Consider the following 19,530-nt stretch of genomic DNA (forward strand, 5'->3'; position numbering starts at 1 on the left):
CGGCAGCGGCGGTTGCGCACAACGACGGTGCACGCCCTGCACTGAAGGCGACATACACGGCTTTTTCTGCGACGCCCGCTTGTCAGTGTGCAGCCGCCTGGGTTATCAGTGCACAGGCTCCCCATCCTCAACGGTTCGGTTGTACTTATGAACTTCGAAGTCCCCGCGCACACCGCCAAAAACACCGGCAAACCGGCCGGGCGTATTCGCCAGAAAAACGAAGAAGCGATTCTGCTCGCCGCCGAGGAAGAATTCGCTCGCCACGGGTTCAAAGGCACCAGCATGAACACCATCGCGCAGACTGTAGGCCTGCCCAAAGCCAACCTGCATTACTACTTCAGCAACAAGCTGGGGCTGTATCTGGCGGTGCTGAGCAACATTCTCGAACTGTGGGACAGCACGTTTAACAACCTCACCGCCGAAGACGATCCGGCGCAGGCGATGGCTGCTTACATTCGCGCCAAAATGGAATTCTCCCGGCGCCAACCGCTGGCCTCGAAAATTTTCGCCATGGAAGTGATTGGCGGCGGCGAGTGCCTGTCGGAGTACTTCAACCAGGATTACCTGACCTGGTTTCGCGGCCGCGCGGCGGTGTTCGAAGCCTGGATTGCAGCGGGCAAAATCGACCCGGTCGACCCGGTGCACTTGATCATTCTGCTGTGGAGCAGCACCCAGCATTACGCCGACTTCAACCAGCAAGTGTGCCGCCTCACCGGGCGTAAAAAGCTCGCCAAGGAAGACTTCGCCGTGGCCACCGATACCCTGATTCACATCATCCTCAAAGGCTGCGGGCTGACGCCGCCAAGCGCCTGATGCCGTTCAGCCTGGTCCAGCCTTGCGAGTACCGCGAGGAAATCAAAAAAAGCCGTTTCCACACCTTGGCTGCGCCAGTCACCAGCGCGGCCGAGGCGCAGGCGTTTATCGAACACCACAGCGACCTCTCCGCCACCCACAACTGCTGGGCCTGGAAAGTCGGCCAGCAATACCGCTTCAGCGACGACGGCGAACCGGGCGGCACCGCCGGCCGGCCGATTCTGGCCGCCATCGAAGGACAAGACTGCGACAACGTGGTGGTGCTGGTGATTCGCTGGTACGGCGGCATCCAGCTCGGCACCGGCGGCCTGGCCCGCGCCTACGGCGGCGGCGCGAGCAAGTGCCTGCAAGGCGGCGAGCGAGTGGAGCTGGTCAGCCGAGTGAGCTGCGCCTGCCACTGCCAGTTTGCCGAACTGCCCATTCTGAAAGCGCGGCTGGGGGAGTTGGAGGCGCTGTTGGAGAGCGAGGTGTATGACGGTGAGGGGGCCACGCTGCAGCTGGCTATTCCCGAGGCGCGGTTCGCTGAGCTACAGCGGGTAATTGGCGACATCAGTCGGGGGCGGGTTGTTTTACGGCGTCTGGAAGAGCATCGCGGCTAAAGCCGCTCCCACAGTTTTTGTGCCAACCTGTGGGAGCGGCTTTAGCCGCGATGGGCCCACCACGGTCAACTTTTTAACACCACCACCCCAACTTTCTGACCCACTGGCCAAGTTTTTGCTTACCCCTGACTCAGTCGTATTTTCCCGAGTCAGCCACCATGTCCAGTTCCCCCCCAACGCACCGCTTGCAACTGCGCGGCATTACCAAGCGCTACCCCGGCTGCCTGGCCAACGACCGCATTGATCTGAGCATCGAGCCGGGGCATATCCATGCGCTGCTGGGCGAAAACGGTGCGGGCAAAAGCACGTTGATGAAGATCATCTACGGCGTCACCCAGCCCGACAGCGGCAGCATCGTCTGGCACGGTCAAGCCCTGGCCATGCGCGACCCGGCGATGGCGCGCGGCCTGGGCATCGGCATGGTGTTCCAGCATTTCTCGCTGTTCGAAACCCTCACCGTGGCCGAGAACATTGCCCTGGCCATGGGCAGCGAGGCCGGCACGCCGAAGCAGTTGGAACCGCGCATTCGCGAAGTGTCGCAGCGCTATGGCATGGCGCTGGAGCCGCAGCGGTTGGTGCACAGTTTGTCCATTGGCGAGCGCCAGCGCGTGGAGATCGTTCGCTGCCTTATGCAAGACATCAAGCTGTTGATTCTCGACGAGCCCACCTCCGTGCTCACGCCGCAGGAAGCCGACGAGCTCTTCGCCACCCTGCGCCGCCTGGCCGCCGAGGGCTGCAGCATTCTGTTTATCAGCCACAAACTCGGCGAAGTGCGCGCCTTGTGCCAGAGCGCCACGGTGCTGCGCGGCGGCCGAGTGTCGGGGCATTGCGTGCCGGCTGAATGCTCGGACCTGGAGCTGGCGCGGCTGATGGTCGGCGACGCCGAGGGGCTGGAAAGCGAGTACCCGAAAGTCAGCGGTGGGCGCGTGCGGCTGCGCGTGGATGACGTCACCTGGCACAACATTGATCCCTTCGGCACGTCGTTGAGCAACCTGCGCCTGGAAGTGCGCAGCGGTGAAATCGTCGGCATTGCGGGCGTGGCCGGCAATGGCCAGGACGAACTGCTCGCCCTGCTCAGCGGTGAAGTGCGGCTGGCACGCGGCGAGCGCGAACGCATCAGCCTCGACGACCAGCCCATCGCCAACCTTTACCCCGACGCGCGCCGCCAGCGCGGGCTGGCCTTTGTGCCGGCCGAGCGCCTGGGCCATGGCGCGGTGCCGGATATGTCCCTGAGCGACAACGCTTTGCTCAGCGCTTTTCAACAAGGGCTCGTGAGCAAGGGGCTGATTCAGCGCGCCAAGGTGCTGGCCTTTGCCGAGGCGATCATTCAGCGCTTCGCGGTAAAAACGCCGGACGCCGAAGCCGCCGCGCGCAGCCTGTCGGGCGGCAATTTGCAGAAATTCATCCTCGGCCGGGAAATCATGCAGCAGCCAAAACTGCTGGTGGCCGCGCACCCGACCTGGGGCGTGGACGTCGGCGCAGCGGCTGCCATTCACCGCGCCTTGATTGCCCTGCGCGATGCCGGCGCGGCGATTCTGGTGATCAGCGAAGACCTCGACGAACTGTTCCAGATCAGCGACCGCATCGGCGCGCTCTCCAGCGGCACGCTGTCGCCACTGGCCGCCACCGCCGGCACCACGCCTGCTGATGTCGGGCGCTGGATGGCCGGCCAATTCGCGCCCCAGGCGCCGCATTTTTCCACCGACACCAGCGCCGCCAGCGCTGCCACCTTGAGCTGACGGAGCACCTGCATGTTGTTATCCCTAGAACCGCGCGGCCAGCAATCGCGCGCCATGCTCTGGCTATCGCCACTGCTGGCCGCCGTGCTGACGCTGATCTGCGGCTCGTTGCTGTTTTTACTGTTGGGGCTGAGCCCGGTTAAAACCCTGCACACCCTGTTGATCGCACCGGTAAGCGACTGGTACGGCGTGTCGGAATTACTGGTCAAGGCGCTGCCGATTCTGCTGTGTGCGTTGGGCCTTGCAGTGGCGTACCAAGCGCGCATCTGGAACATCGGCGCCGAAGGCCAACTGCTGCTCGGCGCCCTGGCCGGCAGCGCGGTGGCGGTGCATATCATCGACTGGGAAAGCCGCTGGGCATTGGCCTGGGTGCTGCTCGCCGGCACCTTCGCCGGCGCTGCGTGGGGCGGGCTTACGGCGTGGTTGCGCACGCAGTTCAACGCCAACGAAATCCTCACCAGCATCATGCTCAACTACATCGCCCTGAACCTGCTGCTGTACTTCGTGCACGGCCCGCTGAAAGACCCCGAGGGCTACAACTTTCCCCAGTCGGCCATGTTCGGCGACATGGCGCGCCTGCCGCTGATGAGCGAAGACGGCCGTCTGCACGCCGGCATCTACTTCGCCTTGCTGGCACTGGTCGCGGTGTGGGTACTGCTGCAAAAAAGCTTTCTGGGCTTTCAGATCAAAGTGCTTGGGCTGGACCGTCGCGCGGCCGGCTTTGTCGGTTTTCGCGAGAAGCGCCTGGTCTGGTTTGCGCTGCTGGTCAGCGGCGCGCTGGCCGGCTTGGCCGGCGTCAGCGAAGTGGCTGGGCCGATTGGCCAACTGGTGCCGCAAGTGTCGCCGGGCTATGGCTACGCCGCGATCACCGTGGCGTTTCTCGGGCGCTTGAATCCGCTCGGCATCGTCTTCGCCAGCCTGCTGATGGCCTTGCTCTACCTCGGTGGCGAGAGCGCGCAGTTGAGCCTGAACTTGCCTCAGGCGATCACCCAGTTGTTCCAGGGAATGATGCTGTTTTTCCTGCTGGCGTGTGATGTGTTGATTTTGTATCGGCCGCGGCTGAAGGCGGTTTGGAAGCGGCGGTTGGCGGTTAACGAGGCGGCGGCCTAAAGGTCCCCCCTCACCCCAACCCTCTCCCACGAGGGGAGAGGGAGCCAGACCGCACGCGATTGTGCTCCCCTCGCCCGCTTGCGGGAGAGGGGCTGGGGGAGAGGGCAAGCCGTTCGCCATTACATAATTCCCGGAGCAACACCCGATGGATCTCGACCTATTAAGCAACATCCTTTTCGCCATGGCCCGCACCGGCACACCGTTGCTGCTGGTGGCGCTGGGCGAACTCATCTGCGAGAAAAGCGGCGTTCTCAACCTTGGCCAGGAAGGCATGATGCTGTTCGGCGCGGTGATCGGTTTTATCGTCGCCTTCAGCACTGGCAGCCTGTGGCTCGGCGTGTTGCTGGCGATGGCGGCGGGCATGTTGTTGTCGATGCTGTTCGCCACGGTGGCCCTGGGCTTTAACGCCAATCAGGTCGCCACCGGCCTGGCGCTGACCATCTTTGGCGTCGGCCTCTCCTCCTTCATCGGCGCCGCTTGGGTCGGCAAGCCATTGGCCGGCTTCGAGCCGCTGGTCATTCCGCTGCTCAGCGACATCCCCTTGATCGGCCGCATGCTCTTCGCCCAGGACGCCTTGATTTACCTGTCCTTCGCCCTGTTCGCGGCGGTGGCGTGGGTGCTGCTGAAAAGCCGCATCGGTTTAATCATCCAGGCCGTCGGCGAGAACCCCGACGCCGCCAGCGCCATGGGTTTGCCGGTGCTACGCGTGCGCACGTTGGCTGTGATGTTCGGCGGCGCCATGGCCGGGTTGGCGGGCGGCTACCTGTCCCTCGCCTACACGCCAATGTGGGCCGAAAACATGACCGCCGGCCGCGGCTGGATCGCCCTGGCGCTGGTGGTATTCGCCAGCTGGCGCGTATTCCGCGTATTGCTTGGCGCCTACCTCTTTGGCCTGGCCAGCATTCTGCATTTGGTCGCGCAGGGCATTGGTTTGTCCGTGCCCTCCAACCTGCTGGCGATGCTGCCGTACGTCGCCACGATTGTGGTGCTGGTCCTGCTCTCGCGAGACGCCATCAAAACCCGGTTGTTTGCGCCGGTGTCGCTGGGCAAACCGTGGCAGCCGGGGCATTAAAAGCATCGCGGCTAAAGCCGCTCCCACAGGACCGCGGAATTTCTGTGGGAGCGGCTTTAGCCGCGATTGGATCTAAAGCCAAACCGCGTCCCACAGCGGGTAGTCACCGATGCGCTTCACCAAACCGCATCGCGGCTAAAGCCGCTCCCACAGGACCGCGGAATTTCTGTGGGAGCGGCTTTAGCCGCGATTGGATCTACAGCCAAACCGCGTCCCACAGCGGGTAGTCACCGATGCGCTTCACCAAACCGCATCGCGGCTAAAGCCGCTCCCACAGGACCGCGGAATTTCTGTGGGAACGGCTTTAGCCGCGATTGGATCTAAAGCCAAACCGCGTCCCACAGCGGGTAGTCACCGATGCGTTCGACTAGACCAGCGCGCAACGGGTTCGCAACCACGTAACGAGCGAATGCGGGAAGATCGTCGTCAAATCGCAACGCGTGCTCGTGATATCCGTTCTGCCAAAACGAACCAACGCCTCCCGATTTCTTATTTATCCGCAGCGCGCTCCGACCTTTCACACGCTGAATCAACGTCGCCAAAGAGCCTCGGCTTAGCGATACCAGCCAATGGAAATGGTCGGGCATGATGACCCACGCCAGAGATTCAGCCAGACCGTCTTCATGTGCGCTGCGCAATTCGGCCACCAAGAGGCGCCCGAGGTGGAAGTCGGTGAACACCGGCTTGCGGCCCCGCACGGCAGCGGTAATGAAGTAAATCCGGCCCTCTTCGGAGTATCTGCCGGTTCTAAGGTGTGAGGATTTAGGCATTCCGTTGCCTTTTGGTGAGGGGGTGAATTTGCGATCGCTATCGAGGCTGAAGCCTCTCCTACAGGATCTCGGTTGCTTGCAGCTTCGGTGTTAACAACGATGGTAACCGTCAGGCGTCGGCAGTTGATCCTGACCACCCAGTTAGGTATTGTCGCCCCCACGCCTTACGGCTACCTGGATCAGCAGACAGGGCAACACTGAGCTGGCTACCTGAAATCAACCTCAAGGAGCCTGCTCACATGGCAGCTACCCGTCTCTGGATCAAAAATCCCCTCGCCGTTTTCACTGCTAATTCACTCGACGCCGCTGGCGGTCTGGTGGTGGAAAACGGGGTTATCGCTGAAGTGCTCGGCGCTGGCCAATCTCCTTCCCGCCCGTGTGATTCCACCTTCGATGCCCGCGAGCATGTGTTGCTGCCGGGCCTGATCAACACCCATCACCACTTCTATCAAACCCTCACCCGTGCCTGGGGCCCGGTGGTTAATCAGCCGCTGTTTCCGTGGCTGAAAACCTTGTACCCGGTGTGGGCGCGGTTGACGCCGGAAAAGCTGGCGCTGGCGACCAAGGTGGCGCTGGCCGAGTTGCTGTTGTCCGGTTGCAGCACGGCGGCCGATCACCATTACCTGTTCCCCGGCGGCCTGGAAAACGCCATTGATGTGCAGGTTGATGTGGTGCGCGAGCTGGGCATGCGCGCCATGCTTACGCGCGGTTCCATGAGCCTGGGCGAGGCCGATGGTGGCTTGCCGCCGCAGCAAACGGTGCAGCAAGGCGAGGTGATTCTGGCCGACAGCCAACGCCTGATCGAGCAGTACCACGAGCGCGGCGATGGCGCGCAAATTCAGATTGCCCTCGCGCCGTGCTCACCGTTTTCGGTCACCCAGGACATCATGCGCCAGAGCGCCGAACTGGCTGAGCGGCTGGACGTGCGCTTGCACACGCACCTGGCCGAAACGCTGGATGAAGAAGACTTCTGCCTGCAACGGTTCGGCCTGCGCACTGTGGATTATCTCGACAGCGTCGGCTGGCTCAGTTCCCGCACCTGGCTCGCCCATGGCATTCACTTCAACCCGGACGAAATCGCCCGCCTCGGCGCGGCCGGCACCGGTATCTGCCATTGTCCAAGTTCGAACATGCGCCTGGCCTCGGGCATTTGCCCGACGGTGGACCTGGAAGCGGCCGGCGCGCCCATCGGTATTGGTGTGGACGGCTCGGCTTCGAACGATGGCTCGAACATGATTCTCGAAGCGCGGCAGGCGCTGTACATCCAACGCCTGCGTTACGGCGCTGAGAAAATCACCCCGGAGCTGGCGTTGGGTTGGGCGAGCAAAGGCTCGGCGAAATTGCTGGGCCGCACGGATATTGGCGAGCTGGCGGTGGGTAAACAGGCGGACCTGGCGTTTTTCAAGCAGGACGAGCTGCGCTTCTCGGGCAGCCACGACCCGGTTTCCGCGTTGCTGTTGTGCGGCGCAGATCGAGCCGACCGCATGATGATCGGCGGCGAATGGCGTGTGGTGGACGGGCAGATTGAAGGGTTGGATGTTGCCCAGCTGATCGCCGACCACCGCCAGGCGGCAAAAGCGTTGATCGCCGGTTAAACCCGGCCTCTGCACCACATCACAGCGCCCACGCGGCGCCACGCACCAACAGCGTTCTCTCGCTGCATGCCGGTAACCGCTGGCGCCCCGTTTCTACGCGGCGGCAGCGGTTATTTGTCCAGTTGGTCAATTTTTTGCAATTGCTCTCGCCAGCCATTCAAAAAACAACGACACACACCACTGGAGCTCCATTCGCTATGCAGAACACATTTAAAAAGCCCCTGCTGCGGACCCTGATCGCCGCACTCGGTTTCAGCGCCACGTTGGGCGCTTCGGCCGCTGAACCGCTGAAGGTGGGGTTTGTTTACATAGGCCCGGTGGGCGATCACGGCTGGACTTATCAGCACGAGCAAGGCCGCAAGGCGATGGCCGAAGCGCTCGGCGACAAGGTCGATACCAGCTTTGTCGAAAACGTGCCCGAAGGCGCCGACGCCGAACGCGTGATCCGCAATATGGCCAAGGGCGGCTACAAGCTGATTTTCACCACCTCGTTCGGCTACATGAACCCAACGCTGAAAGTGGCCAAGCAATTCCCCGGCGTCACCTTTGAGCACGCCACCGGCTACAAGCAGGACAAAAACCTCGGCACTTACCTGGCGCGCACCTATGAAGGCCGTTATGTGGGCGGCTACCTCGCGGCGAAAATGACCAAGACCAAGAAGGTCGGCTACGTCGCCTCGTTCCCGATTCCGGAAGTGATCCGCGACATCAACGCCATCCAACTGGCGCTGGACAAGTACAACCCCGGCACCGAAATGAAAGTGGTGTGGGTGAACTCCTGGTTCGATCCGGGCAAAGAATCCGACGCCGCCAACGCGCTGATCGATCAGGGCGTCGACGTGGTGTTCCAGCACACCGACAGCCCGGCGCCAATCCAGACCGCCGAACGTCGCGGTGTGTACTCGGTGGGCTACGCCTCCGACATGGCGCACTTCGGGCCGAAAGCGGTGCTGACATCCATCGTCAACAACTGGGGTCCGCACTACATCAAGTCGACCCAAGCAGTGCTCGACGGCACGTGGAAATCGCAAGATTTCTGGGGCGGGCTGGCGGACGGCACCGTGGAGTTGCCGATCAGCGACATCGTGCCGGCTGATGTAAAAACCGAGGCGGAAAAAATTATTGCCGACATCAAGTCCGGCGCCTTCCACCCGTTCACTGGCCCGATCAAGGACCAAACCGGTGCGGTGAAAATTCCGGCTGGCGTGGTCGCCACCGAAGCGGAACTGGCCTCGATGAATTACTACGTCGAGAACGTCAAAGCCGAATTGCCGAAGTAAAGGTGCCGCGTTAAACCGGGGCACCTCGCGGGGTGCCCTTTTTGCAGTTGCTATCCGTGCCGTCCCTGCTGAATGGCTCAGCAGAACCGCCTCTTCGCTACGGGTACGAGAAGACCTGAGCAGCTTGGAGCCGACATGCCCAATTCCCTTCCCATTATCGACATTGCCCCGCTGTACCAACACGACGACGCCGGCTGGCTGAGCGTTGCCAAACAGATCGACGCCGCCTGCCGCGAGTGGGGCTTTTTCTATATCAAGGGCCACCCGATCAGCGCGCAACGCATCGACGATTTGCTCAACGCGGCGAAGACGTTTTTCGCCAGCAGCGAAGCCGACAAGCTGCGCATCGACATCACCCAGAGCGAGCACCATCGCGGCTACGGCGGTATCGCCACCGAACAGCTCGACCCGACCAAGCCGAGCGACCTGAAAGAAACCTTCGACATGGGCTTTCATATGCCCGCCGACCACCCGGAAGTGCTGGCCGGCAAGCCGCTGCGCGGGCCGAATCGCCACCCGGACCAACCCGGTTGGGCAGCGTTGATGGAACAGCATTACGTCGACATGCAAGCGCTGGCGAAAACACTGTTGCGGGCCATGACCATTGCGCTGGATATCGACCGCGACTTTTTCGATGTGCGCTTTAACGAGCCCATCAGCGTGCTGCGCATGATCCACTACCCGCCGCGCCACACCGCCAGCAGCGCCGAGCAACAGGGCGCCGGCGCGCACACCGATTACGGCTGTATCACCTTGCTGTACCAGGACGACGCTGGCGGCTTGCAGGTGCAAAACGTCAAGGGCGAATGGATTGACGCGCCGCCGATTGCCGGCACCTTTGTGGTCAACCTTGGCGACATGATGGCGCGCTGGAGCAACGACTGGTACAAGTCGACGCCACATCGGGTAATCAGCCCGCTGGGCGTGGATCGCTATTCCATGCCGTTCTTTGCCGAGCCGCACCCGGACACCGTGATCAGTTGCCTACCGGGCTGCTCGGACGACAGCCACCCGCCGAAGTACCCGCCGGTGACCAGCGTGGCGTATTTGATGTCACGGTTTGCCGATACGTACGCGTACATCCGCGAGCAGGAAGCGCTGTAGCGGTGCAGCAAAAAACTCGCGGCTAAAGCCGCTCCCACAGGAGCTAAAAGTTACCTGTAGGAGAGGCTTTAGCCTCGAGCTTTTCAGCCGCCCCTCCGTCCCCCGGCTATGCTGTGCTCCCTACCCTTTCAACAGGAGCCGACCATGGCACAGACAAAATCCGCACTGATCATCGGCGCCTCGCGCGGCCTCGGGCTGGGCTTGGTGCGCCAGCTGCACGCCGATGGCTGGCAGGTGACGGCCACCGTTCGCAGCCAGAATGGCGTCGATGCATTGCAGGCGCTGGCCGGGGTAAAGGTCGAGCAACTGGAGATGAACGACGGCGCGCAAGTCAGCGCGTTTCAGCAGCGCGTGACTGGGCAGACGTTTGATCTGGTGTTTATCAATGCCGGCGTTTCCGGCCCGTCTCATCAGTCTGTTGAACAGGCCACCGTCGAGGAAATCGGCCAGCTGTTTATGACCAACGCCATCGCCCCGATCCGCCTGGCGCAACGGCTGGTGGCGCAGATCAACACGCCCGACGGCGTGCTCGCTTTTATGAGTTCGGTGCTGGGCAGCGTGGCCATTCCCGAGGGCAACAATATGGCGCTGTACAAGGCCAGCAAGGCGGCGCTGAATTCGATGACCAACAGTTTCGTGTGTGAGCTGCCAGTTGACGGGCTGACCGTGTTGTCGATGCATCCAGGCTGGGTGAAAACCGACATGGGCGGCGAAGGCGCAACACTGGATATCGAGACCAGTTGCAAAGGGATGGTGGCGCAAATCAACAAACAAGCCGGCGTGGGTGGGCATCGGTTTATTGATTACCAGGGCGAAGCGATTGCTTGGTAAGAGCCGCCCTCACCCCAACCCTCTCCCGTAAACGGGAGAGGGGGTCAAATCGCGCTAGAGGGGCGCACGGCGTTTGTCTCCCCTCGCCCGGCACGGGAGAGGGGCTGGGGGTGAGGGCGCGGTTTACAGGCCGATAAACGTCAGCATCAAAAACGTCGCAAACAACGCAAAGTGGGTCATGCCTTCAATGGCGTTGGTCTCGCCGTCGTTGAGGTTGATGGCCGCCACCACCAAGGTGATAAACACCATCATGGTTTGCACCGGCGTCATGGCCATGATGAACGGCTGACCGGTGTACAGCGCGATGCCTTCCATCACCGGCACGGTGAGAATCACCGTCGACAGCGAAGCACCGAGTGCGATGTTCACCACCGATTGCATGCGGTTGGCCATGGCCGCGCGCAAGGCGGTGAGAATTTCCGGGGCGGCGGAAATGCCGGCCACCAACAGCGCCGCTAACACGGGAGGCGCGCCGGTGCCCTCCAGGCCGAGGTCGAGGGCTTTGGACATCACCTCCGCCAAGGCACCGATCACCACCACGCCGACGATCAGCAAACCAATCGACAACGACTTGCTCTCGCGCTCTTCTTCCTGGGCGTTGGCGCGGCGTTTTTCCGGGTAGCTGTAGCTGAAGAAGTAACTGTGCGGGCCGACCTGCATGCGCAGGAACAAGCCGTAGAGCATGACCATCATGACGATGGTGAACGCCGAATAGGCTTTCCACGAGTTGTCCGGAACGAACTCCGGCACGATCATGGAAATGCCCATGGCGGTGAGGATCATCACGCTGTAGCTGCGCGCGGAGTCGTCGTTGTACGGCTGCTCGCCGTGCTTGAGGCCGCCCATCAACGCGGCAAGGCCGAGGATGCCGTTGATGTCGAGCATCACTGCCGAATAAATGGTGTCGCGCACCAGGGTTGGTGACGCTTCGTTGCTCATCATGATGCCCAGCACCACCACTTCCACCAGCACGGCGGCCGAGGTGAGGATCATGGTGCCGTAGGGGTCGCCCACCCGGTGCGCCAGCAGCTCGGCGTGGTGCGCCACGCGCATCGAGGCGCAGATGATTGCCGCCACCAGCACCAATGCGCTGACCAGCGCGACGGCTTGCCCCGAATGCAGCAGCACATGCTCCAGCGGATAGGCAATCGCCACCGCCAGGATGGCGATCAGCAGCATCTTTTCGTTCTTGAGGTGGGCAAGCATGGGATGTCGGCGCTCCGTGGCAACAAAATGTTTCGGCAGTCTACGTGCGCATCCGTTCAGAGAGAATCGCGTGCGGGATTCTGTCTTCACGGTCAGCTAAACTAGCCGGCATTTCCAACTGACAAGGTGCCCACCATGTACGACTGGCTCAACGCCCTGCCCAAAGCCGAATTGCACCTGCACCTGGAAGGCTCGCTGGAGCCGGAGTTGCTGTTCACATTGGCTGAGCGCAACAAGATTGCCCTGCCCTGGAACGACGTCGAAGCGCTGCGCAGCGCTTACGCCTTCAACAACCTGCAAGAGTTTCTCGACCTCTACTACCAAGGCGCCGACGTGCTGCGTACCGAGCAGGATTTTTACGACCTGACCTGGGCCTACCTGCAACGCTGCAAAGCGCAGAACGTGGTGCACACCGAACCCTTTTACGACCCGCAAACCCATACCGATCGTGGCATTCCCTTCGAAGTGGCGCTCAATGGCATCGCCACTGCGCTCAAAGATGGCCGCGAGCAACTGGGCGTGAACAGCGGCTTGATCTTGAGCTTTCTCCGGCACCTGCCCGAAGACGCCGCGCAGCAAACCCTCGACCAGGCGTTGCCGTTTCGCGACGCGTTTTTCGCCGTCGGCCTCGACAGTTCGGAAATGGGCCACCCGCCGAGCAAATTCCAGCGCGTGTTCGACCGAGCGCGCAGCGAAGGTTTCCTCACCGTGGCGCACGCCGGCGAAGAAGGCCCGCCCGAGTACATTTGGGAAGCGCTGGATCTGCTGAAAATCAGCCGCATCGACCACGGCGTACGCGCCAGCGAAGACCCGCGTTTGATGCAGCGAATCATCGACGAGCAAATTCCGCTGACCGTGTGCCCGCTGTCCAACACCAAGCTCTGCGTGTTCGACCACATGGGCCAGCACAACATCCTCGACATGCTCGAACAGGGCGTGAAAGTGACGGTGAATTCGGACGATCCGGCGTATTTCGGCGGCTACGTGACTGAAAACTTCATGGCGCTGCACGAGCACTTGGGCATGACCCAGGAGCAGGCGCAGCGGTTGGCGCAGAATAGTTTGGATGCGCGGTTGGTTAAGGGTTGAGCCTTTAGATTGGCGGTGGCGTCTCCCCCTCACCCTAGCCCTCTCCCTCAGGGAGAGGGGACGAAAAGCCAAAGCGCTGCGCCGATCGGCTCCCCTCGCCCGCGCGCGGGAGAGGGGCTGGGGGTGAGGGCAGGCGGCCTACGCCGTCTCCATCCGTCTCACCCGCGAAACCACCAACCAATCCAACACCCCAATCACCACCAGCGACATGCCCACCAGCGGAAACGCCACGCCCAACGCGATGATGATCACCACCGCCGTTTTCCACAGCGGCAAGTCATGGCGCAGCGGCGGTACACCGAGTTGGCCTTGCGGCCGACGCTTCCACCAGATCACCAGACCACTCACCGAGCTGAGCAAAATCAGCAGGCACACGGCCAACATAATCAGCTGGTTGGCCAGGCCGAACAGTTTGCCTTCGTGCAGCATCACCCCGGTTTCCACGCTCTTGGCCACCAGGTTGTAGTGCTGCCAGCGCACGTCGGCGAGCACCTGGCCGCTGTATTGGTCGACGTGCAGCGTGGCGTCGTTGCGCGGGTCGTCGGCGAAGACCGCGATGGTGTAAACGCCCTCTGCCCCCTGCGGCAGGGTGATGCTGTAGCCCGGCGTCACGTTGTTGGCCTGGGCGATATCGACCACCTGTTGTAACGGAATCTGGCCGCCGGCGGCGGGCGCCATGTCGGCCATGTGGTGGCCGTTGTGCGCCGCATGGGGATCAACAGCCGGCGGCTTGGAAGCGGGCAGCGGCGTGTTCTCAACGGCCCAGGGCACGGTCTGCGAATCGCGGGTATTGAGGCTGCGGGCTTCGGCGCCGGATTTAGGCACGTCGTTCCACATGGCGGCCGGAAACTGGTTCCACACGTCCGCAAAGCTTTTGCCCCAGAAGCCGGTCCAGGTCATGCCGGTGAGCAGCATAAACAGCAACAGCAGCGAACCCCAAAAGCCGGTCACCGCGTGCACGTCGCGCCAGAACAAACGCCCCCGCGCCGCCATGCGCGGCCACAACACGCCCGCGCCCCAGCGACCACGCGGCCACCACAGGTACAGGCCCGACACCACCAGCACCACGCCCCACCCGGCGGCCAATTCCACCAGCCGGTCGCCGACCGTGCCGATCATCAGCTCGCCATGCAGCGCGCGGGCGATGGCTTGCAGGTTGTTCTGCGCGTCCTGGCTGCCGAGCACCGTGCCGCTGTACGGGTCGACAAACAGATTGAGCTTGCGCCCCGCCTCGGTCACCACGAACTGCGCGCTGTGGCGCTCGTCCACCGGCGGCAGATATTGGCTCACGGCGGCTTGGGGATACTCCGCTTGCACCCGCGCCAGTTGCGCTTCGGCGCTCAGGCGTTGGCCAATCGGATTGACTTCCAGCAGGTCGGCGTACATCAGGTTATCGAGCTGCGGTTTGAACAGATAAATGATGCCGGTCAGCGACAGCATCACCATAAAAGGAATGACAAAAAGCCCGGCGTAGAAATGCCATCGCCAGGCCTGGTTGTAGAACGAGACAGGCGCCTTGCTCATACACTTTCCCCCGGCGTGTTAGTTGCTGTGCTCAGACATGTCGTGCTTGGACATATCGTGCTGCGCAGGCGGTGCATCTTTTTGCACGGCCACCTGCACGGTCACCTCGCCCGCTTTTTCAAACGTCAGGGTCAGGGGAAAGCGCTCGCCGTCTTTGAGCGGTTGTTTCAGGTTGAACAGCATCACGTGGTAGGCCATGGGCGCGAAGGTCGCTTCGCCGCCAGCCGGCACGGTGACGAACTGCACCTGCTGCATTTTCATCAGGCCGTTCTGGTCGATGTGCTCGTGCATCTCGGCTTTGCCGGCCGCCGGGGTTGCCACCGAGACCAACCGGTCAGCGCTGGCGCCTTTGTTGTGCACGATGAAATAGGCCGCCGCCGTGGGGGCGCCCGGCGGCATTTCGCGCGACCACGGATGATCGATATGCAGCTCGCCCACTTCGTACTCGTGGGCCACGGCAGCAAACGACACGCTCAGCAGCGCGCTCAGAAACAAGGACTTGAACAGGGTCATCACACTTCTCCAAAAAATGAACACGGGGTTAGCAGCAGAACAGCGTGTTCAGATCGGGGAAGCGCGGGGGTTGGCCGAGGGCCACAAGTAACGGGGCGGCGCTTTGCTGCGCGGCTCCCAGGCCGGGAGACGGTCGCGGCGCGGGCGCAGCAGCCAGCTCAGGCAGAACAGCAGCGCCAAGCCGAGGCTGATGGCGCCGCAGAGGGGACAGTTAAACGACGGGGTGGCGCTGTCGTCGTTGATCGAGCCGCTGCCCGAATCCAGCGTCGGGCCGGCGCCGTTGTCGGCGGAGCAGAAGGCGCCGCCCAGACCATTCAAGCTCAAGCCCATCATCTGCCCGTGGCCAATGCCGCAGGCGAGCACGTTGAACAGCACGCTGAAATACAGCAGCCAGGCAACGAGCGAGCGATGGGAGGGGGAGGCGATCATGGCGCGCGACTCTACCAGCGCGCGGCGCGATGACAAGCCCCGGCGCACGAGCCATTTGCCGCACATGCCGTTTCGTTGGGCGGCACTACGGCTTGGCTTCGAGCAGTTGGCTACAACGCAGTTGAATGAACTCACGCAGCAAGTACACCGTTTTACTCAGTTGGGCGCGATGGGTGCAGATTAGGTTAAGAGCCGCCGGCTCGCCACGCAGTTCCGGCAACAACACCTTTAGGCGCCCGGCCTTCACGTCGGCGGCAACGTCCAGCCAGGATTTGTACATAACGCCGCGCCCGGCCACGCCCCAGCGGCGCACCACGTCGGCATCGTCACTGACCTGATTACCGCCCACCGTCACGCTGAGTTCACGCTTGCCATCGATAAACCGCCAGCGCTCGTGCAGGCGGCCGCCGAGCATGTACAGCAGGCAATTGTGCTGCGCCAGTTGGTCGACCCGCAGCGGTTCGCCGTGTTTGTTCAGGTAGGCCGGCGAGGCACATAACACGCGGCGGTTGTTGGGTGCCAACGGCAGCGCCACCAGACTGGAATCTTCCGGCGCGCCGTAGCGAATGGCGATATCCACCGGCTGGCGATAGAGGTCTGCGTTGCGGTCGCCGAGCAGCAGGCGCACGTGCAATAACGGGTGCTCGGCCTGGAACTCGTCGAGCCAGGGCAGCAGCACATTGCGGCCGAAATCCGACGGCGCGGAAATTTGTAGCACCCCACTAATGTCTACCTTCCTGCCCGCCAATTGCTGCTGGGCTTCGTCTAGGCTTTGCAAAGCGGCACGGGCATAGCCCAAAAACTGCTCGCCTTCAGGCGTCACGCGCAAACTGCGCGTGGAGCGGGCGAACAAGCGTACTTCGAGCTGCTGCTCGAGCCGCTTGAGCGCTGCGCTGGCCACGGCTGGCGACACATCCAGATCACGCGCCGCCGCTGACAGGCTGCCCAAGTCAGCGGTACGCACAACAATTTGCAGATCATCCAGGCGCAACATGGCGGTTCTCGCGGCAGGCAATTATCAATAGAGAATTGAAAGAGAGTTCGCTTTTACGCTCTTTTTCCCACTCGCGAAATATCACAACCTGCACGCCATCCATCGCCCATCCACTTTTCGGAGTCTTCATATGAAAGCCATTGCCTATTACCACTCGCTGCCCATCGACGACGAAGCCGCGCTGCAAGACATCGAACTCCCCGCCCCAACCCCGCTGCCGCGTGATTTGCTGGTGGAAGTGCGGGCGATTTCGGTAAACCCGGTTGATACCAAGATTCGTAAAAACGTGGCGCCGGAAAATGGCGACGCGAAGGTTCTGGGCTGGGACGTAGCCGGCGTGGTGAAGGCGGTAGGCAGCGAAGTGAGCCTGTTCAAGGTCGGCGACAAGGTGTTCTACGCCGGCGCCCTGACCCGCGCTGGCGCCAACAGCGAGCTGCACGTGGTGGACGAACGCATCGTCGGCCATATGCCGAAAAATCTCAGCTTCACCCAAAGTGCCGCCCTGCCGCTGACCGCGATCACCGCCTGGGAACTGCTGTTCGAACGCCTGCAGGTGCCACAAGGCAGCAGCGGCAAAAAACACAGCCTGCTGGTGGTAGGCGCCGCTGGCGGGGTGGGTTCTATTCTGGTGCAACTGGCTCGTCAGCTCACCGACCTCACCGTGATCGGCACCGCCTCGCGCAGTGAAACCCAGGACTGGGTGCGCGAGCTGGGCGCCCACCACGTCATCGACCACAGCAAGCCGCTGGCCGAAGAACTCAAACGCATCGGCGTCGGCCAGGTGACCTACGTCGCCAGCCTGACCAACACCGATGACCACTTCGATCAGCTCGTCGAAGCGCTGGAACCGCAGGGCAAGCTGGGCCTGATCGACGACCCGAAAAGCCTCGACGTGACCAAGCTCAAGCGCAAGAGCCTGTCGCTGCATTGGGAATTTATGTACACCCGCTCGATGTTCGAGACCGCCGACATGATCGAGCAGCATCGCTTGCTCAATCAGGTGGCCGAGCTGATCGACGCCGGCACGTTGAAAACCACCGTCGGCGACCACTTCGGCAGCATCAACGCCGCCAACCTGCGCCGCGCTCATGCGCTGCTGGAAAGCGGCAAGGCCAAGGGCAAGATTGTGCTTGAGAGCTTCTGACTGCCGTGACGGCGATTGCGGCTGATCGGAGTGACGCCCTGCAGCTCCTACAGGTTTTTCTATCAACTGTGGGAGCGGCTTCAGCCGCGATGCTTTTAACCACACGACCGCGTGTCGCTCGAATGACGGCAGTCAAAGAAAATTCACGAACGCTGACTAGACTGCAACTTCCTCGACATACCAACCGCAGGAGGCAGGCATGAAAATTCTGGTTCGTACGCTCTCCACGCCGCAAGGCCCGCTTTGGCAAGTTCGCATGGATCAACATGCCGTGAGTTTCCGCAGCGAGGCGCAAGCCCGCGAGTTCGTCACCACCCTGGAAGCCCGGCTGAAAGCCCCGCACCAACTCCCGCAAGTCGAACAACGCGCCGCCGGATAGCGCGTTTTTTTATGCCCGACGTGCCGTTACAACACCCCGAACGGCACGTTCTTGGCGCTGCGTGATGTCACCAGCGCCAGCACCATCGCCACCACACCGCACAGGCTGATGACCATCGCCATCGGCATCGCCGTGCCGTCGTGCAGCACACCCACCAAACTGGCAGCTCCCGCCGCCACGCTGAATTGCAGGCAACCTAACAGTGCCGACGCGCTTCCCGCGTGGCTGCCCTGCCCGGCCATGGCGCAGGCCGAGGCGTTGGGGATGATGCAACCCAGGCTCGCGATAAAGCAGAACAACGGCAGCATCAGCGGCCACAACTGCGCCGGTTTGAATGCCGTGACGGCCAGCAGAATCAGGGCGAATAGCAGGTACAGCCACACGATCCGCACCAGCCAGTAACCCGGCCCGTGGTGGCGCAACAGGCGCGCGTTGATCTGCGCCGTCAGAATAAACCCCGCCGCGTTGCCACCAAACAGCCAGCCGTAATGCTCCGGCGGCACGCCATACAGTTCGATAAACACAAAGGGTGAGCCGGCGATATAGGCGAACATGCCCGCCATAGCGACGCCGCCCGTGAGCGCATGGCCGAGGAACTGGCCGTCGCCCAGCAAACGCCAATACTGACGAAATGCCCCGCGCAACGGCGGCCGCTCGAGGCCGGCGGGAATGGTCTCCGGCAACCACAACGCCACCCCGAGCAGGCACAACACGCTGAAGCCGGTGAGGCACCAGAAAATCGACGGCCAGCCAAACAGATTGAGCAACACACCGCCACCGAACGGCGCAAGGATTGGCGCCACACCCATTACCAGCATCAATTGCGAGAAGGCTTTGGCCGAGGCCAGCGGGTCGCACAGATCACGAATAACCGCGCGGGAAATCACCATACCGGCGCAACCGCCCAGGGCCTGCACGAAGCGCGAGGCGATCAGCCATTCCAGACTCGACGACAGCGCGCACGCGGCCGATGCCAACGTAAACAGCACCACACCGACGAGCAGCGGCAGGCGGCGGCCGAAGCGATCGGTCAGCGGCCCGTACACCAACTGCCCAATCGCCAGACCGCTGAAATAGGCGGCGAGGGTGAGCTGAACATGCTCGACGTCGGTGCCGAAGGCGTGGGCCAGGGTGGGGAAACTGGGCAGGTAGAAATCGATGGCCAACGGGCCGAAGGCACTGAGCGCGCCGAGGATAAGCAGGATACGTAAGTTCATTAAAGGTCCGGCAACAGCGAGAACACGAGGCGGGGCATGGTACACCGTGGGAGGGGGCGAGGCGCAGGTGGAGGGGGTGGTTGGCGATGGTCGGAGTGAATAAGAGTTCCGTCAGCCTCGCG

At 62.4% G+C, this 19,530-nt stretch carries 19 protein-coding genes; 12 read left to right on the top strand and 7 right to left on the bottom strand.

Features of this window, described 5'->3' with window-relative positions; genetic code table 11:
* Positions 1–147: 147 nt before the first annotated feature.
* The 5 genes from ACZZZU_RS11045 (at position 148) to ACZZZU_RS11065 (ending at position 5,333) form a co-directional block, all read left to right on the top strand.
* Complete coding sequence (locus ACZZZU_RS11045) at positions 148–813, top strand: TetR/AcrR family transcriptional regulator (protein ID WP_122493193.1); 666 nt, start codon at positions 148–150, stop codon at positions 811–813.
* Complete coding sequence (locus tag ACZZZU_RS11050) at positions 813–1,412, top strand: IMPACT family protein (protein WP_463550603.1); 600 nt, start codon at positions 813–815, stop codon at positions 1,410–1,412. Before ACZZZU_RS11045 ends, ACZZZU_RS11050 begins: the two co-directional genes overlap by 1 nt.
* A 158-nt stretch (positions 1,413–1,570) precedes the next feature.
* Positions 1,571–3,151, top strand: a complete 1,581-nt coding sequence (locus ACZZZU_RS11055; RefSeq protein ID WP_463550604.1) for an ABC transporter ATP-binding protein — start codon at positions 1,571–1,573, stop codon at positions 3,149–3,151.
* A gap of 12 nt (positions 3,152–3,163) precedes the next feature.
* The gene (locus ACZZZU_RS11060) at positions 3,164–4,261 is read left to right on the top strand and encodes an ABC transporter permease (RefSeq protein ID WP_463550605.1); all 1,098 of its coding nucleotides are present in this window, start codon (positions 3,164–3,166) and stop codon (positions 4,259–4,261) included.
* Between the two features lie 145 nt (positions 4,262–4,406).
* Positions 4,407–5,333 (top strand): ABC transporter permease, encoded by a 927-nt coding sequence (locus ACZZZU_RS11065; protein ID WP_463550606.1) that lies wholly within the window; start codon positions 4,407–4,409, stop codon positions 5,331–5,333.
* A gap of 320 nt (positions 5,334–5,653) precedes the next feature.
* Here ACZZZU_RS11065 and ACZZZU_RS11070 read toward each other — a convergent pair whose 3' ends face one another.
* Positions 5,654–6,103 carry an REP-associated tyrosine transposase gene (locus ACZZZU_RS11070; RefSeq protein WP_463550607.1) on the bottom strand — a complete coding sequence of 150 codons (450 nt, stop codon included), beginning with the start codon at positions 6,101–6,103 and terminating at the stop codon, positions 5,654–5,656.
* 239 nt (positions 6,104–6,342) lie between these two features.
* Here ACZZZU_RS11070 and ACZZZU_RS11075 point away from each other — a divergent pair, with 239 nt between their 5' ends.
* From ACZZZU_RS11075 to ACZZZU_RS11090, 4 genes are all read left to right on the top strand, one after another.
* Positions 6,343–7,698: an 8-oxoguanine deaminase gene (locus tag ACZZZU_RS11075; protein WP_463550608.1), complete on the top strand. Its 1,356-nt coding sequence runs from the start codon at positions 6,343–6,345 to the stop codon at positions 7,696–7,698.
* Positions 7,699–7,895: 197 nt separating this feature from the next.
* Positions 7,896–8,978, top strand: coding sequence for a BMP family ABC transporter substrate-binding protein (locus ACZZZU_RS11080; protein WP_463540138.1), 1,083 nt, complete (start codon positions 7,896–7,898; stop codon positions 8,976–8,978).
* 135 nt (positions 8,979–9,113) lie between these two features.
* Entirely contained in the window at positions 9,114–10,082 is a 969-nt protein-coding gene (locus ACZZZU_RS11085) for a 2-oxoglutarate and iron-dependent oxygenase domain-containing protein (RefSeq protein WP_463550609.1), read from the top strand.
* A 144-nt stretch (positions 10,083–10,226) separates the two neighbouring features.
* Entirely contained in the window at positions 10,227–10,913 is a 687-nt protein-coding gene (locus ACZZZU_RS11090; protein WP_463550610.1) for an SDR family oxidoreductase, read from the top strand.
* A gap of 123 nt (positions 10,914–11,036) precedes the next feature.
* On the opposite strand, the gene ACZZZU_RS11095 is transcribed toward ACZZZU_RS11090, so the two are convergent.
* Positions 11,037–12,119, bottom strand: coding sequence for a calcium:cation antiporter (locus tag ACZZZU_RS11095; RefSeq protein ID WP_463550611.1), 1,083 nt, complete (start codon positions 12,117–12,119; stop codon positions 11,037–11,039).
* 135 nt (positions 12,120–12,254) lie between these two features.
* Between ACZZZU_RS11095 and ACZZZU_RS11100 the strand changes: the two genes are divergently transcribed.
* Complete coding sequence (locus ACZZZU_RS11100; protein ID WP_463550612.1) at positions 12,255–13,208, top strand: adenosine deaminase; 954 nt, start codon at positions 12,255–12,257, stop codon at positions 13,206–13,208.
* 138 nt (positions 13,209–13,346) lie between these two features.
* Here the strand turns inward: ACZZZU_RS11100 and ACZZZU_RS11105 are convergent, their stop codons facing one another.
* The 4 genes from ACZZZU_RS11105 to ACZZZU_RS11120 form a co-directional block, all read right to left on the bottom strand.
* The gene (locus ACZZZU_RS11105; protein WP_463550613.1) at positions 13,347–14,732 is read right to left on the bottom strand and encodes a PepSY-associated TM helix domain-containing protein; all 1,386 of its coding nucleotides are present in this window, start codon (positions 14,730–14,732) and stop codon (positions 13,347–13,349) included.
* A gap of 18 nt (positions 14,733–14,750) precedes the next feature.
* A complete protein-coding gene (locus ACZZZU_RS11110) occupies positions 14,751–15,245 on the bottom strand; it encodes a copper chaperone PCu(A)C (RefSeq protein ID WP_463550614.1) in 495 nt (164 codons plus the stop codon).
* A gap of 48 nt (positions 15,246–15,293) precedes the next feature.
* A complete protein-coding gene (locus ACZZZU_RS11115) occupies positions 15,294–15,674 on the bottom strand; it encodes a DUF2946 domain-containing protein (RefSeq protein WP_122493389.1) in 381 nt (126 codons plus the stop codon).
* An 85-nt stretch (positions 15,675–15,759) separates the two neighbouring features.
* Positions 15,760–16,668, bottom strand: a complete 909-nt coding sequence (locus ACZZZU_RS11120; RefSeq protein ID WP_463550615.1) for a LysR family transcriptional regulator — start codon at positions 16,666–16,668, stop codon at positions 15,760–15,762.
* A gap of 130 nt (positions 16,669–16,798) precedes the next feature.
* Here ACZZZU_RS11120 and ACZZZU_RS11125 point away from each other — a divergent pair, with 130 nt between their 5' ends.
* Together ACZZZU_RS11125 and ACZZZU_RS11130 are read left to right on the top strand one after the other, a co-directional pair.
* Positions 16,799–17,812, top strand: a complete 1,014-nt coding sequence (locus ACZZZU_RS11125) for a zinc-binding alcohol dehydrogenase family protein (protein WP_463383872.1) — start codon at positions 16,799–16,801, stop codon at positions 17,810–17,812.
* A 199-nt stretch (positions 17,813–18,011) separates the two neighbouring features.
* Positions 18,012–18,191 (top strand): hypothetical protein, encoded by a 180-nt coding sequence (locus ACZZZU_RS11130; protein WP_122449729.1) that lies wholly within the window; start codon positions 18,012–18,014, stop codon positions 18,189–18,191.
* Between the two features lie 26 nt (positions 18,192–18,217).
* Here ACZZZU_RS11130 and ACZZZU_RS11135 read toward each other — a convergent pair whose 3' ends face one another.
* Positions 18,218–19,408 (bottom strand): Bcr/CflA family multidrug efflux MFS transporter, encoded by a 1,191-nt coding sequence (locus tag ACZZZU_RS11135; RefSeq protein WP_463550616.1) that lies wholly within the window; start codon positions 19,406–19,408, stop codon positions 18,218–18,220.
* Positions 19,409–19,530: the final 122 nt, after the last annotated feature.

The sequence above is a fragment of the Pseudomonas sp. AC136 genome (genome assembly GCF_979258585.1).